Source organism: Sphaerobacter thermophilus DSM 20745 (assembly GCF_000024985.1).
In the GTDB taxonomy this organism is placed as follows: domain Bacteria; phylum Chloroflexota; class Chloroflexia; order Thermomicrobiales; family Thermomicrobiaceae; genus Sphaerobacter; species Sphaerobacter thermophilus.
Map to the genome: position 1 here is coordinate 1,711,475 of NC_013523.1, position 25,838 is coordinate 1,737,312.

At 67.9% G+C, this 25,838-nt stretch carries 23 protein-coding genes and 3 tRNA genes; 18 read left to right on the forward strand and 8 right to left on the reverse strand.

Annotation, left to right across the window (positions count from 1 at the left end; genetic code table 11):
- Window positions 1-386 precede the first annotated feature (386 nt).
- From alaS to ruvX, 3 genes are read left to right on the forward strand one after another with little or no spacing between them, the layout of a single operon-like run.
- Window positions 387-3,026, forward strand: a complete 2,640-nt coding sequence (gene alaS, locus STHE_RS07870) for an alanine--tRNA ligase (protein WP_012872040.1) — start codon at window positions 387-389, stop codon at window positions 3,024-3,026.
- A gap of 48 nt (window positions 3,027-3,074) precedes the next feature.
- Window positions 3,075-4,754, forward strand: coding sequence for a baseplate J/gp47 family protein (locus STHE_RS07875; RefSeq protein ID WP_012872041.1), 1,680 nt, complete (start codon window positions 3,075-3,077; stop codon window positions 4,752-4,754).
- Window positions 4,726-5,157, forward strand: coding sequence for a Holliday junction resolvase RuvX (gene ruvX / locus STHE_RS07880; protein WP_012872042.1), 432 nt, complete (start codon window positions 4,726-4,728; stop codon window positions 5,155-5,157). The genes STHE_RS07875 and ruvX overlap by 29 nt, the downstream gene beginning before the upstream one ends.
- A 60-nt stretch (window positions 5,158-5,217) precedes the next feature.
- On the opposite strand, the gene STHE_RS07885 is transcribed toward ruvX, so the two are convergent.
- Window positions 5,218-7,011, reverse strand: coding sequence for a GmrSD restriction endonuclease domain-containing protein (locus tag STHE_RS07885; RefSeq protein WP_012872043.1), 1,794 nt, complete (start codon window positions 7,009-7,011; stop codon window positions 5,218-5,220).
- A 457-nt stretch (window positions 7,012-7,468) separates the two neighbouring features.
- Here STHE_RS07885 and STHE_RS07890 point away from each other — a divergent pair, with 457 nt between their 5' ends.
- The 11 genes from STHE_RS07890 (at window position 7,469) to purH (ending at window position 17,363) form a co-directional block, all read left to right on the forward strand.
- Entirely contained in the window at window positions 7,469-7,753 is a 285-nt protein-coding gene (locus STHE_RS07890) for a cyclic-di-AMP receptor (RefSeq protein ID WP_012872044.1), read from the forward strand.
- Between the two features lie 75 nt (window positions 7,754-7,828).
- A complete protein-coding gene (locus STHE_RS07895) occupies window positions 7,829-8,971 on the forward strand; it encodes a site-2 protease family protein (RefSeq protein ID WP_012872045.1) in 1,143 nt (380 codons plus the stop codon).
- A gap of 111 nt (window positions 8,972-9,082) precedes the next feature.
- Entirely contained in the window at window positions 9,083-10,384 is a 1,302-nt protein-coding gene (gene hflX / locus STHE_RS07900) for a GTPase HflX (RefSeq protein ID WP_012872046.1), read from the forward strand.
- Window positions 10,385-10,593: 209 nt separating this feature from the next.
- Window positions 10,594-10,959 carry a roadblock/LC7 domain-containing protein gene (locus STHE_RS07905; protein ID WP_012872047.1) on the forward strand — a complete coding sequence of 122 codons (366 nt, stop codon included), beginning with the start codon at window positions 10,594-10,596 and terminating at the stop codon, window positions 10,957-10,959.
- 29 nt (window positions 10,960-10,988) lie between these two features.
- Window positions 10,989-12,080 carry a phosphoribosylformylglycinamidine cyclo-ligase gene (gene purM / locus STHE_RS07910; RefSeq protein WP_012872048.1) on the forward strand — a complete coding sequence of 364 codons (1,092 nt, stop codon included), beginning with the start codon at window positions 10,989-10,991 and terminating at the stop codon, window positions 12,078-12,080.
- A 32-nt stretch (window positions 12,081-12,112) separates the two neighbouring features.
- Window positions 12,113-12,655, forward strand: coding sequence for a roadblock/LC7 domain-containing protein (locus tag STHE_RS07915; protein ID WP_052295277.1), 543 nt, complete (start codon window positions 12,113-12,115; stop codon window positions 12,653-12,655).
- Window positions 12,656-12,677: 22 nt separating this feature from the next.
- Window positions 12,678-13,253 carry a GTP-binding protein gene (locus tag STHE_RS07920; protein WP_012872050.1) on the forward strand — a complete coding sequence of 192 codons (576 nt, stop codon included), beginning with the start codon at window positions 12,678-12,680 and terminating at the stop codon, window positions 13,251-13,253.
- A 145-nt stretch (window positions 13,254-13,398) separates the two neighbouring features.
- Complete coding sequence (locus STHE_RS07925) at window positions 13,399-13,656, forward strand: MoaD/ThiS family protein (RefSeq protein WP_012872051.1); 258 nt, start codon at window positions 13,399-13,401, stop codon at window positions 13,654-13,656.
- A gap of 32 nt (window positions 13,657-13,688) precedes the next feature.
- Entirely contained in the window at window positions 13,689-15,002 is a 1,314-nt protein-coding gene (locus STHE_RS07930; RefSeq protein ID WP_012872052.1) for an acetamidase/formamidase family protein, read from the forward strand.
- A gap of 153 nt (window positions 15,003-15,155) precedes the next feature.
- Window positions 15,156-15,806 carry an HD domain-containing protein gene (locus tag STHE_RS07935; RefSeq protein WP_052295278.1) on the forward strand — a complete coding sequence of 217 codons (651 nt, stop codon included), beginning with the start codon at window positions 15,156-15,158 and terminating at the stop codon, window positions 15,804-15,806.
- A 27-nt stretch (window positions 15,807-15,833) separates the two neighbouring features.
- The gene (gene purH / locus STHE_RS07940; RefSeq protein WP_012872053.1) at window positions 15,834-17,363 is read left to right on the forward strand and encodes a bifunctional phosphoribosylaminoimidazolecarboxamide formyltransferase/IMP cyclohydrolase; all 1,530 of its coding nucleotides are present in this window, start codon (window positions 15,834-15,836) and stop codon (window positions 17,361-17,363) included.
- Between the two features lie 136 nt (window positions 17,364-17,499).
- Here the strand turns inward: purH and STHE_RS07945 are convergent, their stop codons facing one another.
- From STHE_RS07945 to STHE_RS07970, 6 genes are all read right to left on the reverse strand, one after another.
- A complete protein-coding gene (locus STHE_RS07945) occupies window positions 17,500-18,120 on the reverse strand; it encodes a hypothetical protein (protein WP_012872054.1) in 621 nt (206 codons plus the stop codon).
- Window positions 18,104-19,285 carry a DNA double-strand break repair nuclease NurA gene (locus STHE_RS07950; protein WP_012872055.1) on the reverse strand — a complete coding sequence of 394 codons (1,182 nt, stop codon included), beginning with the start codon at window positions 19,283-19,285 and terminating at the stop codon, window positions 18,104-18,106. The genes STHE_RS07945 and STHE_RS07950 overlap by 17 nt, the downstream gene beginning before the upstream one ends.
- Before the next feature lie 54 nt (window positions 19,286-19,339).
- Window positions 19,340-19,549, reverse strand: a complete 210-nt coding sequence (locus STHE_RS07955) for a MerR family transcriptional regulator (protein ID WP_012872056.1) — start codon at window positions 19,547-19,549, stop codon at window positions 19,340-19,342.
- Between the two features lie 27 nt (window positions 19,550-19,576).
- Window positions 19,577-20,722 (reverse strand): zinc-dependent metalloprotease, encoded by a 1,146-nt coding sequence (locus STHE_RS07960; protein WP_012872057.1) that lies wholly within the window; start codon window positions 20,720-20,722, stop codon window positions 19,577-19,579.
- A gap of 236 nt (window positions 20,723-20,958) precedes the next feature.
- Window positions 20,959-23,280: a peptidoglycan binding domain-containing protein gene (locus STHE_RS07965; protein ID WP_148219935.1), complete on the reverse strand. Its 2,322-nt coding sequence runs from the start codon at window positions 23,278-23,280 to the stop codon at window positions 20,959-20,961.
- A gap of 19 nt (window positions 23,281-23,299) precedes the next feature.
- The gene (locus STHE_RS07970; RefSeq protein ID WP_012872059.1) at window positions 23,300-24,337 is read right to left on the reverse strand and encodes a glycosyltransferase family 2 protein; all 1,038 of its coding nucleotides are present in this window, start codon (window positions 24,335-24,337) and stop codon (window positions 23,300-23,302) included.
- A 192-nt stretch (window positions 24,338-24,529) separates the two neighbouring features.
- On the opposite strand from STHE_RS07970, the gene STHE_RS07975 reads away from it, so the two are divergent.
- The 4 genes from STHE_RS07975 to STHE_RS07990 all read left to right on the forward strand — a co-directional run bounded on the left by STHE_RS07975 (window position 24,530) and on the right by STHE_RS07990 (window position 25,331).
- Window positions 24,530-24,913: a RidA family protein gene (locus STHE_RS07975; RefSeq protein ID WP_012872060.1), complete on the forward strand. Its 384-nt coding sequence runs from the start codon at window positions 24,530-24,532 to the stop codon at window positions 24,911-24,913.
- A 140-nt stretch (window positions 24,914-25,053) separates the two neighbouring features.
- Window positions 25,054-25,141, forward strand: a tRNA-Leu gene (locus STHE_RS07980).
- A gap of 14 nt (window positions 25,142-25,155) precedes the next feature.
- A tRNA-Val gene (locus tag STHE_RS07985) sits at window positions 25,156-25,228 on the forward strand.
- Between the two features lie 30 nt (window positions 25,229-25,258).
- Window positions 25,259-25,331, forward strand: a tRNA-Phe gene (locus STHE_RS07990).
- Window positions 25,332-25,476: 145 nt separating this feature from the next.
- Here STHE_RS07990 and STHE_RS07995 read toward each other — a convergent pair.
- The gene (locus STHE_RS07995) at window positions 25,477-25,725 is read right to left on the reverse strand and encodes a hypothetical protein (protein WP_012872061.1); all 249 of its coding nucleotides are present in this window, start codon (window positions 25,723-25,725) and stop codon (window positions 25,477-25,479) included.
- Window positions 25,726-25,838: the final 113 nt, after the last annotated feature.

The window sequence follows — 25,838 nt, forward strand, 5'->3', positions numbered from 1 at the left end:
GCCGTCGCAGCTCACCGCTGTGATGCGGACGATGGGCTCTCGAGGGACTGCTTCTGGCAGTTCGGTACGGTGCTGAGTCTCCTGGCACACTTGCCGGCTGTCGTCCGGGTCATCGCATCGGCCCCCGCCAACCCGGACATGGTGAGCCGTCGGTCGCGCACGAAATGAGGCTTCTCCCGTGATCGAGGCCACGCCGCCGGGAATGCATCCCCGCCCGTGTTCATCGATCGCCGCACACTGCGGATCGGGCGTCCGAACCCGTTGACACCCAGGCACCGCCCTGCCATACTGTACGTACACGTCGCGGTTGGAGGTGGTCCGGCGGCTCCAACGTCGGTACAATCCATGGCTGCTGTCTGGCCGCGACTCGTGAGGGCGTTACCCAGATGAAGAGTAATGAGATCCGCCGGATCTTCGTCGAATTCTTTGCCGAGCGTGGGCACCTCCATGTGCCGAGTTCATCCCTGGTGCCGCACAACGACCCCACCGTCCTGCTAACCACCGCCGGCATGCAGCAGATGACTCCCTACTTCCTCGGGTTGGAGCGCCCACCCAGCGTCCGCATGACCTCGATCCAGAAGTGCTTCCGGACCGTCGACATCGACGAGGTCGGCGACGAAGAGCACCTCACCTTCTTCGAGATGCTCGGCAACTTCTCGGTCGGCGACTACTTCAAGGCCGAGGCGATCTCCTGGGCCTGGGAGCTTCTGACCGAGCGGTTCGGCATTCCGCGCGAGCGGCTGCGCCCCTCGGTGCACCGCAACGACGAGTTCGCCTTCGCCTTCTGGCGCGACGAGATCGGCATCCCCGAGCACCTCATCGCGCGGCTGGGCGACGAGCACAACTGGTGGGGACCCGTCGGCACCACCGGTCCGAACGGCCCCGACTCCGAGATCTTTTACGACCGCGGCGAGGAGCTGGGCTGCGGCCGGCCCGACTGCGGGCCCGGCTGCGATCATTGCAACCGCTTCCTCGAGATCTGGAACCTCGTCTTCATGGAGTTCTACAAGGAAGAGGACGGCTCCCAGCGCCCGCTGCCGCGCAAGAACATCGACACCGGGATGGGCCTAGAGCGCATCTCCATGGTCCTCCAGGGCGTCGGCTCCGTCTTCGAGACCGACCTCTACATGCCGGTGCTCCTGAAGGCGGCCGAACTGGCCGGGGTCCAGTACCGCCAGGACCCGAAGGTCGACCGCTCGCTGCGCGTCATCGCCGACCACGGCCGCGCCGTCACCTTCCTAATTGGCGACGGTGTCTTCCCCGGCAACGAGGGTCGCAGCTACGTCCTGCGCCGCGTCCTGCGCCGCGCCGTGCGCCACGGCCGGTTGATCGGCATCGACCGGCCCTTCCTCACTGAGGTCGCGGACGTCGTCATCGATATGTTCGCCGAGCACTACCCGAACCTGCGCGAGCAGCAGGAGCGCATCCGCCAGGTGATTCGGCACGAGGAGGAGCACTTCGGCCGCACGCTCGCGACCGGCATCGGCCGCTTCGAGACGCTGGCGGCGGACCTCCGCGCGCGCGGTGAGACGGTCGTCCCCGGCGCCGAAGCGTTCCGTCTCTACGACACCTACGGCTTCCCGTACGAGTTGACCGAGGAACTTGCGAGCGACGCCGGGCTGACCGTCGACCGCGAGGGCTTCGACCGGGCGATGGCCGCCCAGCGGGAGCAGAGCCGTGCCAGCGCCGCTATCTTCAGCGACGAGGCACGCACGCGCGCCGCACTCTACGCCAACCTGACCGACAAGCCGACCGTCTTCCTGGGCTATGAGACGACCGAGGCGACGGGCACCGTAGTCGGTATCCTCGGGGCCGAGGCCGCACAGGAGAGCGCCGAGGCAGGGGAACAGGTGGAGATTGTCCTCGACCAGACCCCCTTCTACCCCGAGGGCGGCGGCCAGGTCGGTGACACCGGAAACATTCAGACCGACACGGGCGTCTTCGAAGTCGAAGATACGCAGCGCCCGGCTCCCGGCGTCATCGTGCACCGCGGGATCGTCCGCGAGGGATACATCCAGGTGGGCCAGACGGCCGAGGCGCGGGTCGACGCCCAGCGACGGGCCGACATCCGACGCAACCACACCGCCACCCACCTGCTCCATACCGCACTGCGCCGGGTTCTCGGGGAGCACGTCCAGCAGGCCGGCTCCCTCGTCGCGCCCGACCGGCTCCGCTTCGACTTCACCAGCCTGGAGCCAGTCGGCGCCGCCGCGCTGCGCGAAGTGCAGGAGATCGTGAACCAGCAGATCCTCGCCGACAGCCCGGTGCAGGCAGAGATCAAGCCCTACCAGGAAGCGATCGCCGAGGGTGCGATCGCCCTGTTCGGCGAAAAGTACGGGGACAACGTGCGCGTCGTGACCATTCCGTCCTTCAGCAAGGAGCTCTGCGGCGGCACGCACGTCAACCACACCGGCGAAATCGGCCTCTTCGTCATCACCGAGGAGTCGAGCGTCGCCAGCGGCGTGCGCCGGGTCGAGGCCCTGACCGGGCGCGCCGCCGCCGAGTACGCGCTGCGTCTCCAGGAGATGTCTCAGCGCCTGGTGCGCGACCTCCACGTCCCGCTCGACGAGCTCCCCGCGCAGGTCGCGGCGCTCCAGGAGCGCCTGCGGGAGCGGGAGCGCGAGATCGAGCGCCTGCGAGTTGAACTCGCCAGCGTCCAGATCGGCGACCTGATCGAGAAGGCGGTCACTGTCGACGGCACGCGCGTGCTCGCCGCCCGCGTCGAGGCGCCCAATCGTGACACACTGCTCCAGATGGGCGACCGCCTGCGCGACAAGCTCGCCAGCGGCGTGGTCGTGCTAGGCGCGGTCATCGACGACCGGCCGGCGCTCCTCGCCATGGTCACCCGTGACCTGGTGCAGCGGGGCGTCGATGCCGGCAAGTTGATCCGCGAGATCACCCCGGTTGTCGGCGGCCGCGGCGGTGGCCGCCCCGAACTCGCCCAGGGCGGCGGCACCGACCCGTCGCGACTCGATGCCGCACTGGAGACCGCCCGCTCCGTCGTCGAGCGCCAGCTCATGGGCTAACCCGGGGCTGGCGCCGCTCGACCGAGCCCACTGCAAGGGAAGGGTTCCATGGGGGCACCGGAGCCGATGATCGTCCACATCAACAGCGGGACGGACCTCGACGATCTGCTGGCACGCCTGCCCGAGTACGCTGATCGCCGCGTCACACTGGTCGTGGCGGACGAGTCCGACGTGCTGACGACGGCTGCCGAGCTGTCGCGCGTCCTGGCCGCCGCCCGGCGAGAACGCGTGACGCTCGCGCTGAGCACCCGCGATCCCCTGCGCCAGGAACTGGCGCGTATGATCGGGTGGACCGTGCTCGACCCGGCGCCCGAGCACGACGAGGACACGACCGCCGACCTTGCCACCTACATCCCCAGACCGTCAACGCCCTTGAGTCAGGCCTCGGCAGCCGCGACCCGAGCCATCCCCCGGACGCCGACCGGCACCATCGTCCTTGACCCAGATCAGGAGCGGCCGCCCGCCTGGCTCACCGCGCAGATCGCTGCGGGCGCCAACGGCTATGCCCGGCCAGCCGCCCATGCTTTGGACGACGATGAAGAGGCAGAAGACGAGCCACGGCGGCGCAGAATCCCCTTCGCCCTCATCTTCGCCATCGTCGCGCCCCTGGTCGTGCTGCTACTGGTCGGCGGCATTCTCTACTACGTCCTTCCGACAGCCACCATCACCCTGGTGCCGGAGGAACACACCATCGAGGCCGACCTCACCTATGGCGTCGCCATGCCCGGCGCGAGCTACGACATCACCGTCGAGCCAACCGAACTCGAGAACACGACCGTCTTCGAGCATCAGATCCCCACTACCGGCGAGCGCTTCGAGCCGGACGGCACCGCGACCGGCTCGGTCCAGTTCATGAACCCGACGACGCGGCCGATCGCCGTCCCGTCCCAGACGCGGCTCACCGGTACCAACGGCATGGTCTACCTCACCCGCGAGGCTGTGACCGTCCCGGCCGCCGACCCCTTCGGATCCCTCGCGCTTGGCACGGCGGGAGTGACGGTCATGGCTGCTGAGCCGGGCCCGGACGGCAACGCCGATGCCGGGACCATCGTGGGACAGCTCGAGAACGGCCTCTACTTCACCAACCGCGAGCCGATCCAGGGTGGCACCATGAAGCGGATCGCCACCGTCAGCGAGGCGGACATCGCCGCGCTCCGTGAAGCCGCCCAAGCCGATCTGGCCGCACGGGCCGAGGCGGAGTTCCGCGAGAAGATCGACCCCGAGCTCAAGCTTGTCCCCGGCTCGTTGCAGGTGGAGGAGCCGGTGATCGAGATCAGCCACGAGGCCGGGCAGGACGCCGAGACGGTCTCCGTCCGCGCCCGCCAGACGGTCCGCGGCAAGCTCTACAACCCGGAGCAGCTCGACGCCCAGGCGCGCGACGAAGTCGGCCGCCGCCTGGCAGCCCAGGCGGGCAACGGGGTGATCCTGCTCGGCCCCACGGTGACCGTGAGCGACCCCACCCCACTCAACGAGGAGCAGACGGCCTTCCGCGTCCACGCCGAAGCGGTGGTACGCACCGTGATCACCGCTGAGCAGCAGCAGGAGTTGATCGACCAGGTCACCGGCAAGAGCATCGAGGAAGCCGAGGAGGCGCTGGACGCCATGCCCGGCGTGGCCCAGTACCACATCGAGCAGGGCCCCGACTGGCTGCCGCGACGCATGCCACAGATTCCGTCGCGTATACGAGTGGAAGTCACCAGTGGCGAGCAGCTCGCAACCGGGTCGTAGACTGATCGCGCTCGACGTCGGGGCGAGACGCGTCGGCGTCGCCGTCAGCGACGAGCTGGGGCTGATCGCCAGCCCGGTCGAGTCGGTCGACATGAAGCGCGACGGCATGGACCGCCTCGTCGCGTTGATCGAGCGCTACGACCCGGAGCGCATCATCATCGGCCTCCCGCTCGGCATGTCCGGCCGGGAGGGCCCGCAGGCCGCCGCAACCCGCGCCTTCGCCCAGCAACTCAGGGGGCGTGTGGACCGCCCCATCATCTTCTGGGACGAACGCCTGACCACCTTCATGGCCGATCAGAGCCTCATCGAAGCCGGCCACCGCCGCGCCCGCCGCAAGCAGCACGTCGACGCCGTCGCCGCCGCCCTCATCCTCCAGAGCTACCTGGATTCGCAGCGAGCGTGACGCTGGGAGTGGAATCCACCTCGTCCGTGTGGTCGCTGGGACAGGCGGCAGCGCGACGATTCACAGACTCTCGAAATACCTCCGAATCTTGCGAGCCATCAGCTTGCGGCGCTCCGCCAGGAATGCGGGGTAATCCTCAACCGTCATTTCTTCCATTCCCTCGGGGATGCAATGCGCCCGAAGGTTCTCGCGGAGCATGTCAAGATCAGTGATGTTCCCGTAGCGTCTCGGTCCACCCTGACACTGCTCTCGCAGCTCGCGGAAGTAGACACCCGGCTCCTTGCTACCGATGGCGATATTGATCTCGCTTTGGGTGACCGCGTAGTTGGCGATTTGGTTGTACTGCCCACGGGACATTCCGTGACTCTTGAGGAAATGGCGCGGGAAGATATGGTGCAGATCCGACTTGACCTCGATCAGGTCGCGGACGCTAATGTCTTGAGAGAGGAATCCCCGATCGTTCATCTTGACTTGCGCCGCCTGGAACACACGGAAGTAGGGGCTCGACGCGACCGAGGTCGTCATCAACTGCGGCAGAAGCGACTCCCAAAAGGTGTCGGACAGCTCCGCGTGGATGACGTTCTCCGCGTAGGTGGCAATACCCTGCTCTTGGATCTGGCGAATATCGTAGTCGATGGCGGTCTCAGGTGCTGCAGAGTATCGGCCGGTCAGGATAGACATGATGAACCAACGGCGCACGTACCTCTCAATATCCGCATCTGGGATCCTCGCATCGCGGAGCGTGAGGTAGAGGATATAGGCAAAATTGAGCGTATTCTGCGAACTAACCATCGAGGAGTCGACGAACCCCGCCGAGCGGATGATCATGAGGAAACGCTTAAAGTGCGTTTCGTTCATGAAGCGCAAGATCCCGTTCTTCAGTTTGGCGAACGACTCCTCGACGATGGCCTCCTCGTACTGGCGCGTCTCAAAGTTTCGCCCGGAGAGCAGCGCCACGAGCTCTTCCAGGCGGCCGCGTCGGAACTCGGAGGTAAATGCGACCCGAAGCATGTCCGTATAGGACGGATCGTACAGATCATCATTCTCCTGTCGCAGCCAACTCAGGTGCGGGAAGAACTCGCTCCGGGCGAACTCGCGGTCGGCCTGAACCGTGTCGAAGAACTCGGGCGCAACAGCCAGGTGGCAGAAGTAGTCGATCGCCTTGCGCAGCATGTTCCCGCCGTATGTTTCATTGACAGCGATCTTCGACATCGCGAAGTCGGCCTGGCTAAGCGGGACGCCTTCTGAGTTCACGCGGATAAAGATCTCGGTGACGGTTTCGATGTCGAGGTCGTGATCGAGTTCAATCAGGCCGATCTGGTTGGCCGTAATCCCACGCAGTGCCTCGATGCTGCGGAACACCTCGTCACGGCTGGTGCCCGGATTCCGGTCACAGTAAGTGTTGACGAGGTCGAACAAGCTCGTCTGTGGGTCGAACACGACGGCGATGTCAGGGATCCAGGCAGCGTCTTTCTGAATGGCAGAGTTGGAAACCTCAAACTGCTGGCGCCCGGGGTGGAACGCAATGCGAAGTCGCACGCGCTGGTAGTTCTTGTTTATCACCTCGCGCCCAAGCAGCGCCGCCATGAGCGCCGTCACTCGCTGCTGACCGTCAATGAGGATGCGCCTGCCAGCGGAAACGGTTCCGTCCTTGAGCTTGACATCCGGATTGCGCCAGGTGATGAGGTAACCGACGGGAAAGCCCTGGAACAGCGAGTCCAGCAGGTTTCGCACCTTCACTGCGTCCCAGACAAAGGGCCGCTGGATCTCAGGGATAGCGATGTCTCCCGACTCGATCCAGGTGAACAGGGTGCCTACTGCCGCCTGGGTGACGGAGTAGCGCATGTTCGCCATTCGTCCTCTCCCTCCACGAAATCGGATTCGGGCTCCGGTGCACACTCCGTCGGGAGCCTCTGCGTGCGCATCCGGGGCAGGTAGATACCGGCATGGCGGCCCCAGATATCCCTCCGACGGACACGGTCAGTTTGCTCGTCGCCGGTGCTGCCGCGCTCCCGCGGCCGCACCGCGTGTTGAACTGCGGCTCAGCATCGAGTCGGTTAGAAGGCTGCACCCAGGTCCTGCTGGGTTCTGGTGCGCTACCTGCTCATTGTTGCATAGCTACTGTCACTGCAACAATGGATCAGCCGCCGGAGGCACGGGGACGTGCAGATCGGACGTGCCGCTCATGCGGACAGGAACCCGCTGGCAACCGCCGCAAGGGCTGCACCAGGACCGCCTCCATTGACGCTCCTTCTCGTGTGAGCCTATAATCGCGGAGCGCGACGGGCCGTCGGAGCGGGGAGAGGAACGCATGAAGCTGATCATTGCCGTCGTTCAAAACGAGGACGCCGATGCGGTCATCGACGCCCTCCTGGAAACCGACTTCCGTGCGACCCGCCTCGCCAGTACCGGCGGCTTCCTGCGGCGTGGCAACACCACCATCATGATCGGCGTGCAGGATCATCAGGTGGATCAAGTGCTCGACGTGATCCGGCACGAGGCCAGGGCTCGCGCCCAGCAGGGTGAGGGCACCGAGGTGCAGACCTCTGCTGCCACCGTGTTCGTGCTCAACCTCGAGGACTACCACCGGCTCTGATCGGCACACCAGCCAGTCGAGCCGGGGTGACCGGCGACCCGCGCGCCGTCGATCGCTGGCCAGGAGGGAGCGGGAATGCATCCCCGACCCGCCCTCGCCGTCCGCTTCCTTGGCTCCTCACTCTCCATCCCGCTAGGATGGTTGTTCATCACGCTGGCCGCGGCCGGTTTCACCCTGAGTACCCTCAGACCGTCCGCAGACTCATCCATCGGCGTACCGCACTGGTACTTGGCTGGAACTCTGCTAATTGCGGGAGCCTTCGGCTCGCTCCTGCTCCACGAGGTCGGGCACGCTGCGGTCGCGCGCCGGCTGGGTTATGATCCCGGCCGCCTGGCGCTTTACCCCTTCGGCGGAGCGCGGGCCGGATTCAACGACCCGGGGACACCCCGCCAGAATACCCTCGTAGCTCTGGCCGGACCGCTCACCTCACTGGCGCTGGGCCTGGTCCTTGGGCTGATCTGGTGGTTGCTTCCGACGGAGCCGGTGCTGCTGCGGCGCGATGTCGGCTATCTGGCCGCGGTCAACATCGCGCTGGCCGGCATCAACCTCCTCCCCGGGTACCCGCTCGATGGGGGCCGCATCTTCCGCGCGTTGGTGTGGTACCTGCACGACGACTACACCATCGGCACCCGCGCCGCCGTCGTGTACGGGCAGTTCATCGCCTTTATCGCCTTCGCCGGAGGACTGGCGCTCCTCGGCAGCGGGCGTGCGCTCGCCGTCTGGGGCCTGTGGATGGTCCTGGTCGGCTGGGCAATGAGCCGGGCTGCCCGTGAGGAGATGGCGCGCACGTTCTTCGTCGTCGCGGGCGCCGAGATCTCGGCCGGGGAAATCGTCGCCGGGATCAACCCGCGCATCGACGCCGCGCAGTCGATCGATGCCGCACTCGACGTGCTCCTGGCGCAGGAGCACGGCGGGCCGGCGCTCGTGGAAGAGGACGGTCGGGTGGTGGGGATCCTCCCGCTCGACCGGCTGCGGCGCTTCCGGCGCGCGGAGTGGCCGCACCGTACGGTCGCCGAGGCGATGGTTCCCCTTGCCGGCTTGCCCCGGCTGGAGGACGACGCGAGCGTGCGTGATGTCCTCGTCTGGTTGTCCGAGGTTGAGGCCGGAGTGTTGCTCGTCACGCACGGCGGCGAGGTCATCGGCGCGATCGACCGGCGGCTCGCCGTGACCCGGCTCCTCGACCGTGCCCGAGCGCGTAAACGGCTCGTCCACCGTTGAAACGATACGGCCGGCCGGACCGCCGGTGGTATACTTTGGTCGCACTGAGCAACTTGATGCCGCACCGTTTGAAGTGGACGCGACCCGACGATTCGGAAGGAAGGCGAGACTATCGGACGCAGACTCCAAACCAACCCCACCGCCGAGCGCGCGCTGCTGGTCGCCGTCGATTGGCGCAACGATGGGTGGGATCTGGAATCCTCGCTGACTGAGCTGGCCCATCTGGCCGAGACCGACGGCCTCGTCGTTGTGGGATCCGTGACCCAGCGCCTCCCCAAGCCCAACATGACCCACTACGTGGGCTCCGGGAAGCTGGAGGAGATCCGCGCGCTCAAGGACACCCTGCACTACGATGTCGTGCTCGTCAACGATGAACTGTCCCCCGGCCAGCTCCGGCACCTGGAAGATGCGCTCGACGCCAAGGTGATCGACCGCACGGCGCTCATTCTCGACATCTTCGCCCGCCGGGCACAGACACATGAGGGGCGCTTGCAGGTTGAGCTGGCGCAGCTCGAGTATCGCCTCCCCCGGCTGACCCGCATGTGGACGCACCTCTCGCGGCAGGCGGTCGGTGGCGTCGGCCTGCGAGGCCCCGGTGAGACGCAGTTGGAGGTGGACCGCCGGCAGGCGCGGCGTCGCATCGCCCTGATCAAGAGTCAGTTGCAGGAGGTCCATCGCCACCGCGAGCTGTACCGGAACCGGCGCCGGCGCCAGAACATCCCCGTCATCGCGCTCGTCGGGTACACAAACGCCGGGAAGTCCACGCTGCTCAACCGGCTGACAGACGCGGGTGTGTTGGCCGAGGACAAGCTCTTCGCCACGCTCGACCCAACCACCCGCCGGGTAACGCTCCCCAGCGGGCGGACGGTGCTGATGACCGACACGGTGGGCTTCATCCACAACCTGCCCACCTTCCTGGTCGCGGCTTTCCGGGCGACGCTGGAGGAGATCCTCGAGGCGAGCGTGATCGTCCACGTGATGGACGTGACGCACCCCAAGGCTGCCGAGCAGGCGGAGACGGTCCGGACCGTGCTGGAGGACCTGGGCGCCGACAGCCGGCCGAAGGTGACCGCGCTCAACAAGATCGACCGGCTCGGCGATGGCCTCACGCCCGACCAGATTGCGGCCGACCTCAACCTCCCGCCGACCTACGTACCCATCTCGGCGGCGACGGGGGCCGGGGTGGATCTGCTGCTCCAGCGGGTCGAAGAGATCCTCACCGAGCAGCAGCGGCTGGTGCCGGTCCGCGTGGTCGTGCCCTACAGCGAGGCCGGGCTGGTGGACCTCTTCCACCGGGCCGGCAAGGTCGACAGCGAGCGCTTCGGCGAGCACGGCACGCTGCTCGCGGGGCACCTGCCCGTCGATCTGCTCCCACGCTTCGAGCCGTACCGGGAGACGGCCGGGACGCGCTGACTCCCGTTGTGCCATACTCACGCCGGCCCGCTGGCCGAGAAGGTGTCAGGGCGGCGCGGGAATGACCCGCGCCGCCCTGACACCGGTGGGAGTCGGTAGTACTTAGGTTCGATTCATTCCTTCAGGACAAGTCGGTACCTAGTGGAAGCCCTACCCCGTCGCTATAATCGAGGCGCGAGTTACGAGGTCGTCAGCGACAAGGAGCCAAGATGACGGGGTCGCTTGGGCAGGCACTGCAAGCTCTACGAGATGCCAGCGGGCTGCTGATGGTGTCGGTGGTTGGCGCGGACGGCCTCGTGGTTGAGGCCGCCGCCGATTCCGGGGTCGATGCGGAGTCGCTCTCAGCGATGGCCGTGAGCGGCCTGCTGATGATGGACGCCCTGGGGCAGGAATTGGGTGAAGGGTCGGCGCGGCAGGCGATCCTGGAGTACGGCGAGAGCGTTGTGATCCTTACGCCGCTGGATGACGACCTGCTCCTGGTGACCGTGGCCCGCGGCGACTTCAACCTCGGTCGGATGCGCCTCATCATCCGGCGCTTCGTCGATCAGATTTCCAGCGCCGTCGCCGCCATCTGAGCGGGGGCGCGCGCACCACGGGAGCCTCGGTGAGCACGGAAAAGCCAGTTTACGGTGGCAAGGCCAGCTATCGGGACGCAGGTGTCGATATCGACGCCGCCGACGCCGCGAAGGGGCAGATCGCCAGACTGGTCTCCGCCACTCACGGACCGCAGGTAGTGCGAGGCGTCGGCCACTTCGGTGCCTTCTTCCAGGCGCCTGGGCCGGACAACCCCTTCGTCCTGGTGTCGAGCGCCGACAGTGTCGGCACCAAGATCCTCGTCGCCGAGATCGCCGGCCAGCACGAGTCGATCGGTGTCGATCTGGTGAACCACTGCGTCAACGACATCCTGGCCTGCGGCGCCCGGCCGCTCTTCTTCCTCGACTACATCGCAGCCGAGCGTTTCCCCGAGGGCCTGATCGAGGCGCTGGTGCGCGGAATGACCGACGCCTGTCGGAAAGCCGGCTGCGCGCTGATCGGCGGTGAGACGGCGCAGCTCCCAGGCATCTACCAGCCCGGGACTTACGACCTGGCCGGCTTCATCGTCGGCAGCGTCCACCGGGACCGCATCGTCGACGGGGCTACGATCCGCGCTGGCGACCTGCTCGTCGGTCTGCCGAGTTCCGGCCTGCACACCAACGGTTACAGCCTGGCACGAGCGGCGTTTGGGCTCGATCCCAAGGACGCCGCCGCCCGTGAGCGACTGGCAGCCACGCCCGCGTGGGCCGACCGCCCGCTCGGGGAACTCCTGTTGGAGCCGCACCGCTCCTACCTGCCGGTCGTTGAGCCGCTGCTCGACACGGGGGTCCTCCGCGGCATGGCCCACATCACCGGCGGAGGGATCGCGGGGAACGTCGGGCGCGTCATCCCGGAGGGGCTGGAGGCCGTGATCGACGTCCGCTCGTGGGAACCGCCGGCGCTGTTCCGCGGCCTGCAGCAGGCGGGCAACATCGACTCCGCCGAGATGTACCGCGTGTTCAACATGGGCGTGGGCTTTGTCCTGATCGCCGCACCCGGTGATGCGCAGCAGCTCGCCGCCCAGCTTGAGGGCGCACGCATCATTGGTGAAGTCCAGGCGGCCCCGGAGGGGCAACAAACCAGAGCGCGCTACGTGGGACTGGCCGATGCCGGTGGTGACTAAGGCGCCCCGGCACCCGACGCGAGCGGGAGGCCATGATGATTCCGTTTGACCGGGCACTCAGCAACCTGGTCGTCACCGAAGAGGACACGGCGCAAATCACGGCGTGCCTGCAGCGGCTCATCGCGGACTCCGGAGCCAGTTACAGCATGGTGCTGGACCGCGCCGGGCAGATCCTCGCCTGGGAGAGCGACAGTATCCGGCCAGAGATGCAGCACCTGGGTGCGCTGCTGGCAGCGACCTACGCCTCCACCCGGGAGATGGCCCGGCTGCTCAATGAAGACGGCTTCCGGACCCTCCTCCAGGAGGGGCTCCGGGAGAAGATCTTCACCGAGACGGTCCAGGACGATTGGCTGCTCGTCGTCATCTTCGATCACCAGGCCCACCTCGGGCTGGTCAAGGTGCTCGCCAAGCGAGCCACGACCGTGCTCTCCGGCATCCTGGACCTCGTGCGCGAGCGCAGCATGCAGGCAAACCAGACGCCGCGTCTCGCGCAGGTGCGCAAGGCGACCACCGATACGATCGACCTGCTTTTCAAGGATGACTCGAGCGGGACGAAGGACCCTTCGAGCAAGTAACGGCGAGGAAGCGGACACCGAGATGGCGCTGATCAACGTCGCGGCCCGCGAGATCCACGGCAAGATCGTCTACTACGGCCCGGGCCTTTCGGGCAAGACGACCAACCTGCAGTACATCCACTCGCGGATCCCCGCCCACACCAAGGGGGAACTCCTCTCCATTGAGACGGAGACGGAGCGCACCCTCTTCTTCGACTTCCTCCCGCTCGACCTGGGCAAGGTGCACGGCTTCACCATCCGCTTCCACCTCTACACCGTGCCGGGGCAGGTGCTCTACGAGCGCACCCGCGTGGCGGTGCTCAACGGCACCGACGGCGTCGTCTTCGTCGCCGACGCGCAGCGCGACCGCCTGGCCGACAACCTGCAGAGTCTCCGCGAGCTGGCACAGAACATCACCGCGCAGGGCAAGCGTTTCCTCGATTTCCCACTAGTGATGCAATACAACAAGACCGACCTGCCGGATGCCCTGCCCACGCCCGTGCTCGACCGCTACCTGAACACAATCAAGGCCCCGCGCTTTGAGGCGGTCGCGGTGACCGGCAAGGGCGTCTTCGAGACCCTGCGGGCGATCTCCAAACTCGTCGTCAACAAGCTGTAGCGACGACGCATCGAGCCACCCCTGACCCTGGCTTGCCGGCTGGTGCAGCACCAGCGCGGCCCGGTTATACTGTCCTGAACCCACACCATTCACCGAGGGGCGTGCGACGCCATCGTCGAGGAGGGAGAACGGAGGAGCGGCGCGCATGGAGGTATTCGTCCGGCTGGGGCCTGGTTTCTCCCAACTCGCCGGGGTCCCACGACTCACCATATCGCTGGAACCGGGCGCCACCGTGCATGACCTGCTCGGCCACCTCCGCCAGCGCTACCCAACGCTGGGGGCCGCGCTCGGCTCGGCCTTGCCGGTCGTCCGCGGAACCTCCGTGAGCGCCGACCATCCGCTGGCGCCCGGCGACGAGGTCGCGTTCCTCAAACCGGTGTCGGGCGGCTCGGCAGGGCGCTGAGCCGAGACGCAATCCACAAGGGAGGGCGCGTCATGGCCATCAAAGTCCAGGCGGGACACGAGACCGTCTTCGTCGACACCTTTACCAACGGCATCCTCAGCCCGACCGGACCGATGCTCGGTCCGGTTCGAGACGGCGGCCACATCGTCGCCAACACCGCACCCGGCTGCTGGGGGCCGATGATCACCCCGGCCATCCGTGGCGGCCACGAGGTGACTCAGCCCGTCGCCGTCGAGGGCGCCGAGGTCGGCGATGCGATCGCGATCCGGATCAAGGACATCGTGGTCACGTCGATCGCGACCGCCTCCGGCAACGATCAGGTCATGGCCGGGCGCTTCCTCGGCGACCCCTACGTCGCCGGGCGTTGCCCCGAGTGCGGCACGCTCTATCCCGAGACCCGTATCGAGGGGATTGGCCCCACGGCCGTCCGGTGCGTCAACTGCGGCGCCGATGCCACCCCCTTCATCTTCACGAACGGCTACACCATCGCCTTCGACGAGAACCGCCAGGTCGGGGTCACCCTACACCAGCAGGCGGCCGAGTCGATCGCGCGCGAGGCCGAGCGCTACGCCGCCCTGCCGGAGAATTCGATCCAGAACCCGATCCTCACCTTCGCGCCGCACGACCTCGTCGGAGTCGTCGCTCGCATGCGCCCCTTCCTGGGTCAGCTCGGCACCACCCCGGCGATCGACATGCCCGACTCCCACAACGCGGGCGACTTCGGTTCGTTCCTCGTCGGCGCACCCCACGAGTACGGCATCACCGTGGATCAGCTCGCGCACCGCACTGACGGCCACCTCGACGTGGACGCCGTGCGGGCCGGGGCGATCCTGATCTGTCCTGTCAAGGCACCGGGCGGTGGCGTCTACATGGGTGACATGCACGCACTGCAGGGCGACGGTGAGATTGCCGGGCACACCTGCGACGTGTCGGGCGTCGTGACGCTGCAGGTGCATGTCATCAAGGGCTTGAACATCGACGGGCCGATCCTGCTGCCAGTCGCTGAAGATCTGCCCTTCCTGGCCAAGCCACTCACCGCCGAGGAGCGCGCCCGCGCCGAGGCGTTAGCACAGGCCTGGGGCGTTCCGGCGCTGGAGGAGTCGGCACCCATCTCCGTCATCGGCACCGGGCCTGACCTGAACAGCGCAACCGACAATGGCCTGCAGCGCGCGGCGGATCTTCTCGAAATGACGGTCCCCGAGGTCAAGAACCGCGCGACTATCACCGGTGCGATCGAGATCGGCCGACACCCGGGCGTGGTGCAGGTCACCTTCCGTGCGCCACTCGACCGGCTGGAGAAGCGCGGCCTGCTCCCCTACGTTCGCGATCAGTACGGGATCGACTAGGCGCAGGTCTTGGCGACGACCACCCCGCCCCTCCCCGATGACCTGGGAGGGGCGGACTCCTGTCTGGTCTGCCCTGGTCGCGCGGGCCGATTCCTGGCATGATCGTGCCAGCGGGTGCCGACCCGTGTCGGACGAGGGGAGACAGTGCCGCGCATGAGCGCGTACGAAGAACACCAAGAGCCACCGGAACAGGATCCCGCGTTGCGGCGGGCCGAAGCGGCCGCCACGCTTGAGACGCCCGACCCGGAGCACAGCCGGCACGTCGCCGTGCTGGCGCTGAGCCTGTTCGACCAGCTCCGCGAGCCGCTCGACCTCCCCGCCGAGGGGCGAGAGCTCCTTGCCGCTGCCGCGCTGTGGCACGATGTCGGGCAGCGGATCCGGCTCGCGGACCACCACCGGCTCAGCTACGAGGTGATCCGCGACAGCGTGGCCCGCGAGTTCACCCCCGAGGAGCGACTGGCGATCGCCAACATTGCGCGCTACCACCGGGGTGCCGCCCCGTCGCTGGAGCACACCGGTTACCGGAGCCTGCCGCGCCGGCTGCGGCCCCTTGTGGACCAGATGGCCGCGCTACTGCGCATTGCCGAGGCGCTCGACGCCTCGCACCTCCAGGTGGTCCGGGAGATCCGGTGCACGGTCGGTCCGGACGCTGTCACTGTCCGCGTCCGCGCCCGCGAGTACCCGATGATGGAAGTTGAGCGGGCGCACGCCCGCAGCGGCCTGTTCCGCGACGTGTTCCAACGCGACATCGTGTTCATACCCGAGATCCGGACCGGCGAGCCGGATGCGCCACCGACGGCCTGACCGGCGACGGAAGGAGTTTGCCCACCGATGCGCGCCCTGTTGAGCGTGTGGGACAAGACGGGGATCGTCGAGATCGCACGCCGCCTGCACGAGATCGGCTTCGAGCTGATTTCGACCGGCGGCACACTGCGAGCCATCGCCGACGCGGGCGTACCCGTCCGCGCCGTGAGCGACGTGACGGGCAGCCCGGAGATGCTCGGCGGCCGGGTCAAGACCCTGCACCCGGCCATCCACGGCGGGCTATTGGCGCGACGCGACAGCCCCGACCAGATGGCTGAGCTGGCCAGCCACGGCATCGGCACGATCGACCTGGTGGTCGCCAATCTCTATCCGTTCGGCGAGGTAGTGTCCCATCCGGAGGTCACGCTCGACGACGCGCTGGAGCACATCGACATCGGCGGACCGACGATGATCCGCGCCGCGGCCAAGAACTTCCCGGCGGTGCTGGTGCTGGTCGACCCGAGCGACTACGAGCCGGTGCTTGACGCACTCGCCGAGGGCGGACTCGACGGGGTGCCGATCAAGATGCGCCGGAACCTGGCTGCCAAGGCATTCGCGCACGTGGCGGCCTACGACAGCGTGATCGCTGCATACCTCCGCCCGGCCGGCGAATTCCCTCACCACCTGCCGCTGGCCGGGGAGCGCATGACCATGCTGCGCTACGGCGAGAACCCACACCAGGAAGCGGCGATCTACCGCCTGTTGAACCCGCGCGGCACACGAGGCGTCGCCGCCTGGCGAGTCCTGAGCGGCAAGGAGATGTCGTACAACAACTACCTCGACGCCGTAGCCGCCTGGGCCGCCGCCGCGGACTTCCCCGGACCGGCGGTCAGCATCATCAAGCACAACCTCCCCTGCGGGCTCGCCACCCACGACGATCTCTCCCAGGCATTCCTGGCTGCTCATACCAGCGACCCGGTCTCCGCCTTCGGCGGCGTCGTGGCCCTGAACCGTCCGGTCGATGCGCACACCGCCAGCCTCATCACCGACCACTTCTTCGAGGTCGTCCTGGCGCCCGCCTTCTCCCCGGAGGCGCTCGACGAGCTTCGTCGCAAGAAGAACCTGCGCGTCGTCGAAGTGCCCGACACCGGGATGGAGGACCCGCTGGAAGTTCGGGTGCTCGACGGCGCCATGCTGGTGCAGACGCCTGACCGGGTCGAACCCGACCCGGCGTCCTGGAAGACCGTCACCCGGCGCGCCCCGACGGAGAGCGAGCTTGAGAGCCTCGTCTTCGCCTGGCGCGCGGTGCGGCACGTCAAGTCAAACGCCATCGTGCTCGCGACGGGCACCGCGACCGTGGGGATCGGTGGCGGGCAGCCAAACCGCGTGGATGCGGTGCGCATCGCCGTGGAGCGCGCGGGGGCGAGGGCACGCGGCAGCGTCCTCGCCAGCGACGCATTCTTCCCCTTCCCGGACGGCGTGGAGGCCGCGGCCGAGGCCGGGGTGACCGCGATCGCCCAGCCGGGGGGCTCGGTACGCGACGAGGAGGTCATCGCGGCCGCCGACCGGGCGGGCATCGCCATGGTATTCACCGGCATCCGGCACTTCCGCCACTGATGCGCCGAGCCACCACGGCCGGCAGCAGCCATGCGCGTTACTCCCTGCCTCCTGTCGGAGGCGGGGAGTTTTCATCGTCGGCCGTGCCACCGCGCCGTAGTCTGTGCCCGGGCCTAAGGGCCGCCGGTCTTGGTCCCTACCCGTCCGGATCGATCGCCTCCAGCAAGGGGAGCACGCGGTCGTAGTCGTTCTTCAGGAGCCGCGCGATCTCGCGTGCCGCCATCTCGAGCCACGGCCGGTCGTCACCGCGCGCCTCGTACACCTGCCGCAGGTGCGCCGCCACAAGGTGGTCGGTCGGGACGGCTGCGTCAGCCGCCACCAGCAGCGACAGGTAACGCGGATCGTCGGTCAGATCTCGCAGGTCGTCGCCCTCGACCGCTTCAACCGAGTAGTGAAGTGGCGGCGGGAGCGGAGGAAGCATCCGCCGGATGACACCGCCTCGACGATACGCCACGGGCAGAGCCTCAAAGGTGGTACGCAGGATCTGCGTCAACTCGGGGTGGCGACGGTAAACCTCGTCGTCGCGGACCTGGTCCGAGCCGCGACGGATTGCCCGCCGGGTCTCGTCGATGCCGGCCGTCTGCCCAAACGACACCACCGCGTAGATCGTGTCGCCCGCGCCGTTGGCCACCCGCACGACCGACCCAAGTGGCGGCAAGATGTGCAGCCGGTCGCTCTCGACCCACAGCCGCACCGTGCTGGTCTCGATGACCTCCCCGAGCCGCTGCGGTGCCGATCCGTTAGACGAACCGACCACGCTTACTCCCGTCCTTCCCGGTGCTCAGAGCGACGATCCCATGCTCAGCCAGCGCCTGCTCGATCAACACCTCCACCGCCCGGCGCTCCTCGGCGCGGATTGCCGCCAGCTCGTGCGCCTCCTGCAGCGCCGGAGGGTAGCCCCGGCCACGCTGGCACTGATCGACCAGGATCGCGTGCGTCCGGTCGAGCAGGTCGACATCCTCCGCCACCCAGCGGGGGATCTCGACCCGCGCGATCTCGGTCCCGGTGTGCAGGTAGAAGAAGTGGATGTGGAAGTCTGGCCCGTACTGCTCCAGGATCTTCGACGTGCTGGCGAAGACCTGCGTCCGCTCGCCCGGCGCCAGCCCCGCCGCCTGCTCGAACAGGAAGCGATCGGTCACGTCAGGCAAGCGGTCGCAGGCCGGCACCCGGCCGTGCGGGATCTGCGACCGGCAGTGGTCGCAGTTGACCGGCAGCCCCCGCTCCGGGTAGTCACAGATCGACACCCGCAGGGTATTCACCACGTCCGTCGAGCCAGGGGCGCTGATGTAGGCAGCGACCGGCACTCCGGCGTCGCGCAGACGCGCCAGCGTCTCCAGGAAGGGGTCCAGCACCCACTCCACCACGAAGTCGGGCTGGCTCTCCAGCGCCCAGAGTATGAGCGTCCCGTCCTGGAGCGCAAGGGCGGGACACGGCAGGTCCGTCGCCTGCTCGGCCACCGCCCGCAGCTCCTCTGTCGCCCGCTTCAGCCCCAGCACCGTCCCGTTCACGGGGATGCGCCGCACGGTGTGGGGCACGTACAGTTCATCCTCCTGGTAGTAGAGGTGCGGCTCGGTGGCAAACTCGGCGCGCGGCTCGTCCCCGTACCGGAGGAGCACCTTACCGATATTGATCAGGTAGAACCGGGCCGGGCTGTGCCGGTCGGGGAGGATGAACGATCCGTCGCTCGCCACGACGGCGAAGTCACCGTCCACTGCGGGCGCCGGGATATGCGCGCGAAAGTCCCCGTCGGTCCGGGCCAGCAGCCAGGACGTCTTCGCCTCGGCGAGCCGCCCGCGCAAGTCGGCGGTGTCAACCGTGGCGTAGGTTTCGCGCAGCTCCGCCAGGCCCGCCAAACCATCGCCGCGCTGGGTGGCGACCATCCGGTTGAGTTGATCCGCGATGCGGCTGAGGTCCAGTGTCATCGCTGTCCCCCGATTGGACCCACGCCGGGCTACAAGCAGGTGCGTCCGCAGCCCCTACCCCTCGCGGGCGCGCAACCAAGCGAGGACGTCCTCGCGGCGAATGCTCACAATGTCGGTGCCGACCATCTGAGCCTTGAGCTCGCCGCCGTAGATCGCGCTCTCCAGCACGTAGGGCCGCATCTCCAGCAGCGCGGCGAGCTCCTCCAGGGTGTACTCGTCCTGCCGCAGCAGGCGCTCGGCCGAGCTGATGTCCGGCTTTTCCATAGCTGCCCTCAGTCCATGCCCGGGAGCCTAGAGCGGCGCCGGGTGCTGCGCCGTGGAGACCCGCTCGATCCACCGGTCCGGGTTGCGGATCTCGTCCATCGTCGGCAGCATCCACGGCCCCTCCCAGAGCCGCCGCGCAAAGTCGTGCCCGCGCTCCCGCACCACGTGGTTCACGAACGCTTCACCCTGCCGGTACTGCTCCATCTTTATGTCCAGACCGGTCAGGCGGGCGAACAGGTGCTCGGCGGGCGTCCGCTGGCGCTGGCGCCGCTCGAAGCGCCGCGCGATGACCTCGTAGCTCGGGATCAGGTCCTTGCCCACGGCGTTCATGACGTGGTTGCTGTATCCCTCGACGACCGACATGGTCGCCTGCATCTGGTTGAAGAGCGCGCGCTGCTCCGGCGTCATGACCAGTTCGATCCAACTCCCGTTGGTGCCTTCGCGGCTGCGCGCCCGGTCCCAGAAGGCGCGCAAGCCGTCCATGCCCCGCTTGAGATGCTCGATGTCCTGGCTCAGGAACTCGAAGTAGCGCTCGATCATGCCGTTCAGGTGCTGCCGCAGCCAGGGGTGCGACTCGAACTCGAAGGCATGCGTGACCTCGTGCAATGTCAGCCAGAGCCGGAAGTCCTCACCGGGCAGGCGCAGAGCGCGCTCGACGGAGGTGATATTGGGCTGCACGAAGTACAACTTGCCGCCGGTCAACGGCTCGCGTCCGAGGAGCGCCAGGTCGTACTGCCCCAGAACGCGCCGCGCGAGGTAGCCGAGGAGGAACCCGATCTCCGCGCTGAGCACCGTCTGGTTCAGGCCGCCCCACAGGAGGCTGATCGTGCGCGGGCCGCGCTGCTCGCCCAGCGGGTTGAGCGCCTCCAGTGGCTTGAACATGTCCTTGAAACCGTCGATGTTGGCGTCGATCCAGTCGACCCGGTCGAAGGCATACACCCGGTCCAGGGTACCGGGCAGTTCATCGCCGGTATAGGCCGCCACCAGGGGCACCGCGCGCTCGACGAGCTCACGGTAGTAGGCGTGGAGCCCGTCGCGGTCCGCCCCCTCCAGGCTCGATTCGCGGTTCAAGCTGACGGCGATGCTACGCACCTGGCTCCAGTTGATGAGCGGCGGTGGCTCGCCTGGGGAGGCGACCTCGCGCGTCGCCTGCCGGGCTTGCTGCTCACGCATGCGGTTGCCCGCCCACACGCCGACCGCTGCTCCGATCAGGAGGCCGATTGAGATAAGTCGCTTATCTGGGGATGCTGATCTTGCCAATGGGGTGCGCCTTCCCAGTGCAGCCTGCGGCACGTCAGTCGTGCGGGCCCGGACGCGAAGGAGACATGCATGAATCGTACCCCTCGCGCCAAGGCCGGGTCAACGCGGCGCGCGAGCGGGTCCGTGGTGCTACTGCAGCTAGGCGCGGTCTAGCCCGTCCCGACCAGGGTCACGTTGGCCGACGGGAGGTACTGGCTCCGCAGCGTCAGGTCGTCGATCACCTCGCCGTCGCGCAGCACCTGCCGGTGGATGCTGACGTCGAAGCCGTCCTGCGCCCGCTCCACCTGGAGGCTGGTTCCGGTCGGGAGCTGGTCCGACTCCCGGTACTGCATCGTCTCGTCGGCCTTGACGACGTTGGTGACGACCGGTTCGTCGACCTGGACCGTCCAGCCGGGATCGGTGCCCCAGATCTCGACGCGGACCCATTCGCCGTCGGCGGTGGCCACGATCGCGATCCAGTCGTCGGTCGTGTTCTTGAACTTGAGATCGAGCCCCCAGTCGGTGTCGACGGTCGCGTCGAGACCAGTCAGGCCGCTGGGCGGCTGGCCGTAGAAGGGCAGCCAGTAGAGGTGCCAGTTGCGCTCGACGATCGGCAGTCCCGCCCAGAAGGCAGCCTGGAACACCGTGGTCGACACCTGGCACACCCCGCCGCCGACCGACGGCACCGTTGAGACGCTGCCGTTGCTCGTTCCGATGATCCCGTAACCGACCTTGTACCCCGAGTTGAGATCGATCGCCCCCACCGTCTCGATGAACGAATAGACGCCGCCCGGTGGGATCAGCGCGCCGTTGGCCCGCTCGACTCCGAGTTCGACGTTGTGGCGGCGGTTGTCCAGCGCCCCGGCGTAGTAGGTTGCGGCACTGGCGAGGACCTCCCGGATCTGAACGGAGCCAGCCATCGCGGCCGTGACCTGCGGCTCGACCGGGATCGTCACCAGCTCAGCCTGCGACTGACCCGTTTCCAGCGCCCGGGCAACGTTGGCCACGGACGCATCGAGGTCGAGTGCCCGCCCGGCCTGCTCGGGGGATCTGACCACCACCTGCCCGTCGATGTACCGCAAGTCCGCGTTGCGCATCGGGATCTCGATCGCCGGCGCGTGGCGCTCCAGCACCTGCCGGAGCGCGTCCATGTCGACCTCGGGCTCAAGGCGGGGCTCATCGTCGAGCACCGCGGTGAAGCGAATTGCCTCGGCCAGTTCGCCGGGCGCGAGGTGCTGACTGCCGTCCGGCCAGGTCACGGTCAGTCCGCTGGCGACCAGCGCGGTCGCGCGCTCGGCCGCGACCTCCGCCTCGGCATTGCCGATGCGCGCCGCAACCTGACGGGTCCGGAGCTCGAACCGACGCTCCCCGTCTTCCAACCCGGCCAGAATCGCGTCCACCGTGGCGTCGACGTCGAGCGCCTCGCCCATCCCGGCCGACTCGACCACGAAACGCTGTCCGTCCCAGACCGGCGTTGCATCCCGGCCAGGCAGCCCCACGCCTTCGGCCAGACTGGCCACGCTCGCGCGCAGGCGCTCCCGGTCGATCGTCAGCTCCGCGTTCTTCCGCGAGCCGTCGTTCGCCACGGTCAGCATCGCCCGCAGCGTCTCCGGGTCGAGCACCCAGCTCCGGCCGCCGTACGTCAGCAACACGGGCTCGGCGATCAACTTCTCGGCTCGATCTAGTTCGCGCTCCAGCGCCTCGGTGTCTACCTTCGGCGAGATCGAGATGGTGACGACTGGAACCGGCTCGGTTGAGAGTTGCTGCACCCGGCGCCGGATCTGATTGGCGGTCGCCACGACGTCGATCGCGACCCCGTCCTCCTCCGGCACGACCACAAGCCGCCCGTCACTTCCCTCATCGTAGCGAGCGTCGCGTGCTGGGCGGGTCACCTCCGGGGCGATCGCTTCCAGCGTCCGGTACACGGCCTGCTCGTCGAGCGACACCGCCAGGGGCACCTCGTAGCCACCCAGCAGGCCCAGCAACCAGGCGCGGCTGTCGGCCCAGAGGTCGCCGCTGCGCCCCCAGCGCCAGGCCGCCTCGGCCGTCGCCGCAGGGTCCACCTCGATGCCGAGATCCATCAGGGGCACCTGCCAGCGGGCATCGCCGGCCTCAAGTTCCACCGCGGCCGGCAACGATCCCTGCACCGCCGCCTCGATCCGCGCCCGTGCTTCGGCCTGGTCGAGACCGCTCAGGGGAACACCCACGGCGCTGACACCGCGGTAGATGGTCGGGCCGTGCATGCGTCCGTACGCCAGGACTGCGATCCCGGCCAGCGCGATTACGGCAGCGAGGACCGCGACTCCGGTCAGGACGGGCGCTGCGAAGCGGATGACCGGGACATGTCCCCGCGCCACCATGGCATGCTGCTGTGTACCGTCGGTGATCACCTGGCTGGTGGCCCTTCCCATCCCCTTACGGTTGAACCCGTCCCGGCCCTTCGGTCCCCGGCCGGGGACGCTCGCGCGACGCTCACAGGTCGCGGTTGCCACGCAATTCTACATGGCCCGGTCAGGCCGGTGGCGCCGCCTGTTGGCCGGACCACGACCCTGCACCGTTCACCGCCAGCTCCGCGGTCAGCCGCCGTACGCGCAGCAACTCCGTGGGCGGCAGCGGCGACTGGAGCCAGCGACCCACCTTCTCAGCCGACACCGTCGCGGCGCCCTGGATCACGCGGCGCTCCTGCAATCTGGCCGGCAGGCCCATCAGCCCGCGGAGGCGCCCGTCCAAGGCGGCCCAGTCACGCCGCGTCAGCGCGTAGCCCCCCGCCATCGCCTCATAGCGGAGCACGGCCCAGCCTCCCCGCCGCAGGAGCGGGGTCGGCATGCAGCGCGCGATGACCCAGAGGCGATTCCGGGCCAGCAGCCGCCGCTTCCAGGCCGAGCCTTCGACCGACGAGGCCGAGTAGAAGTGCCGCACCACCGCGCCCGGCGCGTGGACCGCCTCCCAGCCGCGCAGGCGCAAGCGCCAGGCAAGGTCCACGTCCTCCAGATACATAAAGAAAGGCTCGGGGAGGAACCCCACATCGTCCAGAGCCGCCCGCCGATAGGCAGCCGCCCCTGCCGACGCCCCGAAGACGGGCGCCGGCGCGGTCAGCGTAGCCCGGGGCAAGCCGACGCCGCGGTCGAGCGCGAGGCCGTCGCGGTACACCTCGATCCCTGCCGAGGCCACGATGTCGGGCGCGCCGGCGAAGACCATGGTCGCGGCAACCGCGCCGACGGCAGGGTCGCGTTCCAACGGCTCGGTGATGCGTGCGATGAAGCCCGGCTCGGCGACGGTGTCGTTGTTGAGCAGCACCACGACCTCGCCCCGGGCATGGGCGATTCCCAGGTTGTTCCCGGCAGCGAAGCCCAGGTTGCGACCGGCGTCAACCAGCCGCACCTCGGGAAACTCCACGGGCAGGAACCGGGTCGTCTCGTCGCGGGAGCCGTTGTCAACGACGATGATTTCGTCGGCCGGGCGCTCCTGCTCCCGCAGGGATGCGAGACAGCCGCGCAACAGCGGCCATCCGTTGTAGTTGACAATGACGACGGAGGTCGATAGCGCCACCATCCGCTCCCGCTTCCCGGATTGCCCGCGCTAAGGTCAGTATAGCCAACTGCGTGCCGTGGCGCCGGGTGTTCGCCAGCGTGTTACGATGGGCGCCGGACTGCCGGTTGAGGCCCTTACCGGCAGCGGACGGTTCGTGGCGCCCGGGTTCCCTGGGCGTTGCCCGCCAACGAGCGGGGAGATGGGAGGACCATGAGCAAGCAGATCATCCAGACGGATAAGGCACCGGCAGCGATCGGGCCGTACTCGCAGGCGGTTCGTCTCGGCAATCTCGTCTTCACCGCCGGGCAAATTCCGCTCGACCCGGCGACGGGCAAGCTAGTCGAGGGCGGTATCGAGGAGCAGACCCGGCGCGTGCTGGAGAACCTGAAGGCCATCCTGGCCGAGGCGGGCTCGTCGCTCGACCGCGTCGTCAAGACGACCTGCTTCCTGGCCAACCTGGACGACTTCGCCGCCTTCAACAGCGTCTACGCGACCTACTTCAGCGAGAACCCGCCCGCGCGCAGCACCTTCCAGGTAGCCAAGCTGCCCGCGGGTGCGCTGGTCGAGATCGAGTGCATCGCCGAGTGCGAGTAGGCACCCGCCGTGCCGGCCGGAGAGGGCTCCGTGCCCTCCCGCGCCGGCCCCAGACCGCGCTCGTGGGCGGCCAGCATCCTTGACACGTCAGCCGACTGGCGACTATAATTCCATGCGCTTGCCGAGAGGCAGGGGCCCATGCCGAGGTGGCGGAATAGGCAGACGCGCTAGCTTGAGGGGCTAGTGCCCGTTTAGGGCGTGGGGGTTCAAATCCCTTCCTCGGCACCAACACCGCGAGGTGCGGGCGATTAGCTCAGTTGGTAGAGCGCCACGTTTACACCGTGGATGTCAGAGGTTCGAGCCCTCTATCGCCCACAACTGCGCGGGATGACCCGGCGACAGCCCGCCGAGGTAGCTCAGTCGGTAGAGCACGGCACTGAAAATGCCGGTGTCGCCGGTTCGATCCCGGCCCTCGGCACCGCATGCAGCGACGCCCCGGTGAGATCCACCGGGGCGTTCTGCTATCTACCAATTGTTGTCAGTACGGCGGCCCCGCCCCGTAGCCATGCCGCACCGCCCGGCCTGCCGTGACCGGTGGGAGCCACCGCCGCCGTATGCCCGATTCACACGCGCCGCCGCGTAATTGCCCGTGCCAGCAGCCCGGTCACCCCGAGAGCGAGTAGCCACACCGCAATCATGACTCCGACGACGAAGACATGAGCAAACGGCGCGACTTCCCAGAACGAGGACATCACCCAGCCAAGGGCCACCGCCACGATCATGACCGCTGCTGCCACCAGACCAACCAGCAGCAACAACAGCATGAACAGGCTCGCCCGGTCGGCTCCCGGCTCGTGTCCGTCGTAGCTCATGGCGACCACCTCCGCATCGGTGACCGCACTCCCCACGCCACGGGCCCGCCGCGCGCACCGAGGCGCCTGATGTTCGTGTCATCCTTCGACCCGCCGGGGGTCCCGGGCTCCGC

Coding starts and splice junctions, on each gene's coding strand:
- STHE_RS07930 (WP_012872052.1), top strand. CDS start 13,689: ATGGCCATCAAAGTCCAGGCGGGACACGAGACCGTCTTCGTCGACACC.
- purH (WP_012872053.1), top strand. CDS start 15,834: ATGCGCGCCCTGTTGAGCGTGTGGGACAAGACGGGGATCGTCGAGATC.
- STHE_RS07890 (WP_012872044.1), top strand. CDS start 7,469: ATGAAGCTGATCATTGCCGTCGTTCAAAACGAGGACGCCGATGCGGTC.
- STHE_RS07955 (WP_012872056.1), bottom strand. CDS start 19,549: ATGGAAAAGCCGGACATCAGCTCGGCCGAGCGCCTGCTGCGGCAGGAC.
- STHE_RS07905 (WP_012872047.1), top strand. CDS start 10,594: ATGACGGGGTCGCTTGGGCAGGCACTGCAAGCTCTACGAGATGCCAGC.
- STHE_RS07875 (WP_012872041.1), top strand. CDS start 3,075: ATGGGGGCACCGGAGCCGATGATCGTCCACATCAACAGCGGGACGGAC.
- STHE_RS07895 (WP_012872045.1), top strand. CDS start 7,829: ATGCATCCCCGACCCGCCCTCGCCGTCCGCTTCCTTGGCTCCTCACTC.
- STHE_RS07920 (WP_012872050.1), top strand. CDS start 12,678: ATGGCGCTGATCAACGTCGCGGCCCGCGAGATCCACGGCAAGATCGTC.
- STHE_RS07950 (WP_012872055.1), bottom strand. CDS start 19,285: ATGACACTGGACCTCAGCCGCATCGCGGATCAACTCAACCGGATGGTC.
- STHE_RS07885 (WP_012872043.1), bottom strand. CDS start 7,011: ATGGCGAACATGCGCTACTCCGTCACCCAGGCGGCAGTAGGCACCCTG.
- STHE_RS07915 (WP_052295277.1), top strand. CDS start 12,113: ATGATGATTCCGTTTGACCGGGCACTCAGCAACCTGGTCGTCACCGAA.
- alaS (WP_012872040.1), top strand. CDS start 387: ATGAAGAGTAATGAGATCCGCCGGATCTTCGTCGAATTCTTTGCCGAG.
- STHE_RS07995 (WP_012872061.1), bottom strand. CDS start 25,725: ATGAGCTACGACGGACACGAGCCGGGAGCCGACCGGGCGAGCCTGTTC.
- STHE_RS07960 (WP_012872057.1), bottom strand. CDS start 20,722: ATGCGTGAGCAGCAAGCCCGGCAGGCGACGCGCGAGGTCGCCTCCCCA.
- STHE_RS07975 (WP_012872060.1), top strand. CDS start 24,530: ATGAGCAAGCAGATCATCCAGACGGATAAGGCACCGGCAGCGATCGGG.
- STHE_RS07925 (WP_012872051.1), top strand. CDS start 13,399: ATGGAGGTATTCGTCCGGCTGGGGCCTGGTTTCTCCCAACTCGCCGGG.
- STHE_RS07935 (WP_052295278.1), top strand. CDS start 15,156: ATGAGCGCGTACGAAGAACACCAAGAGCCACCGGAACAGGATCCCGCG.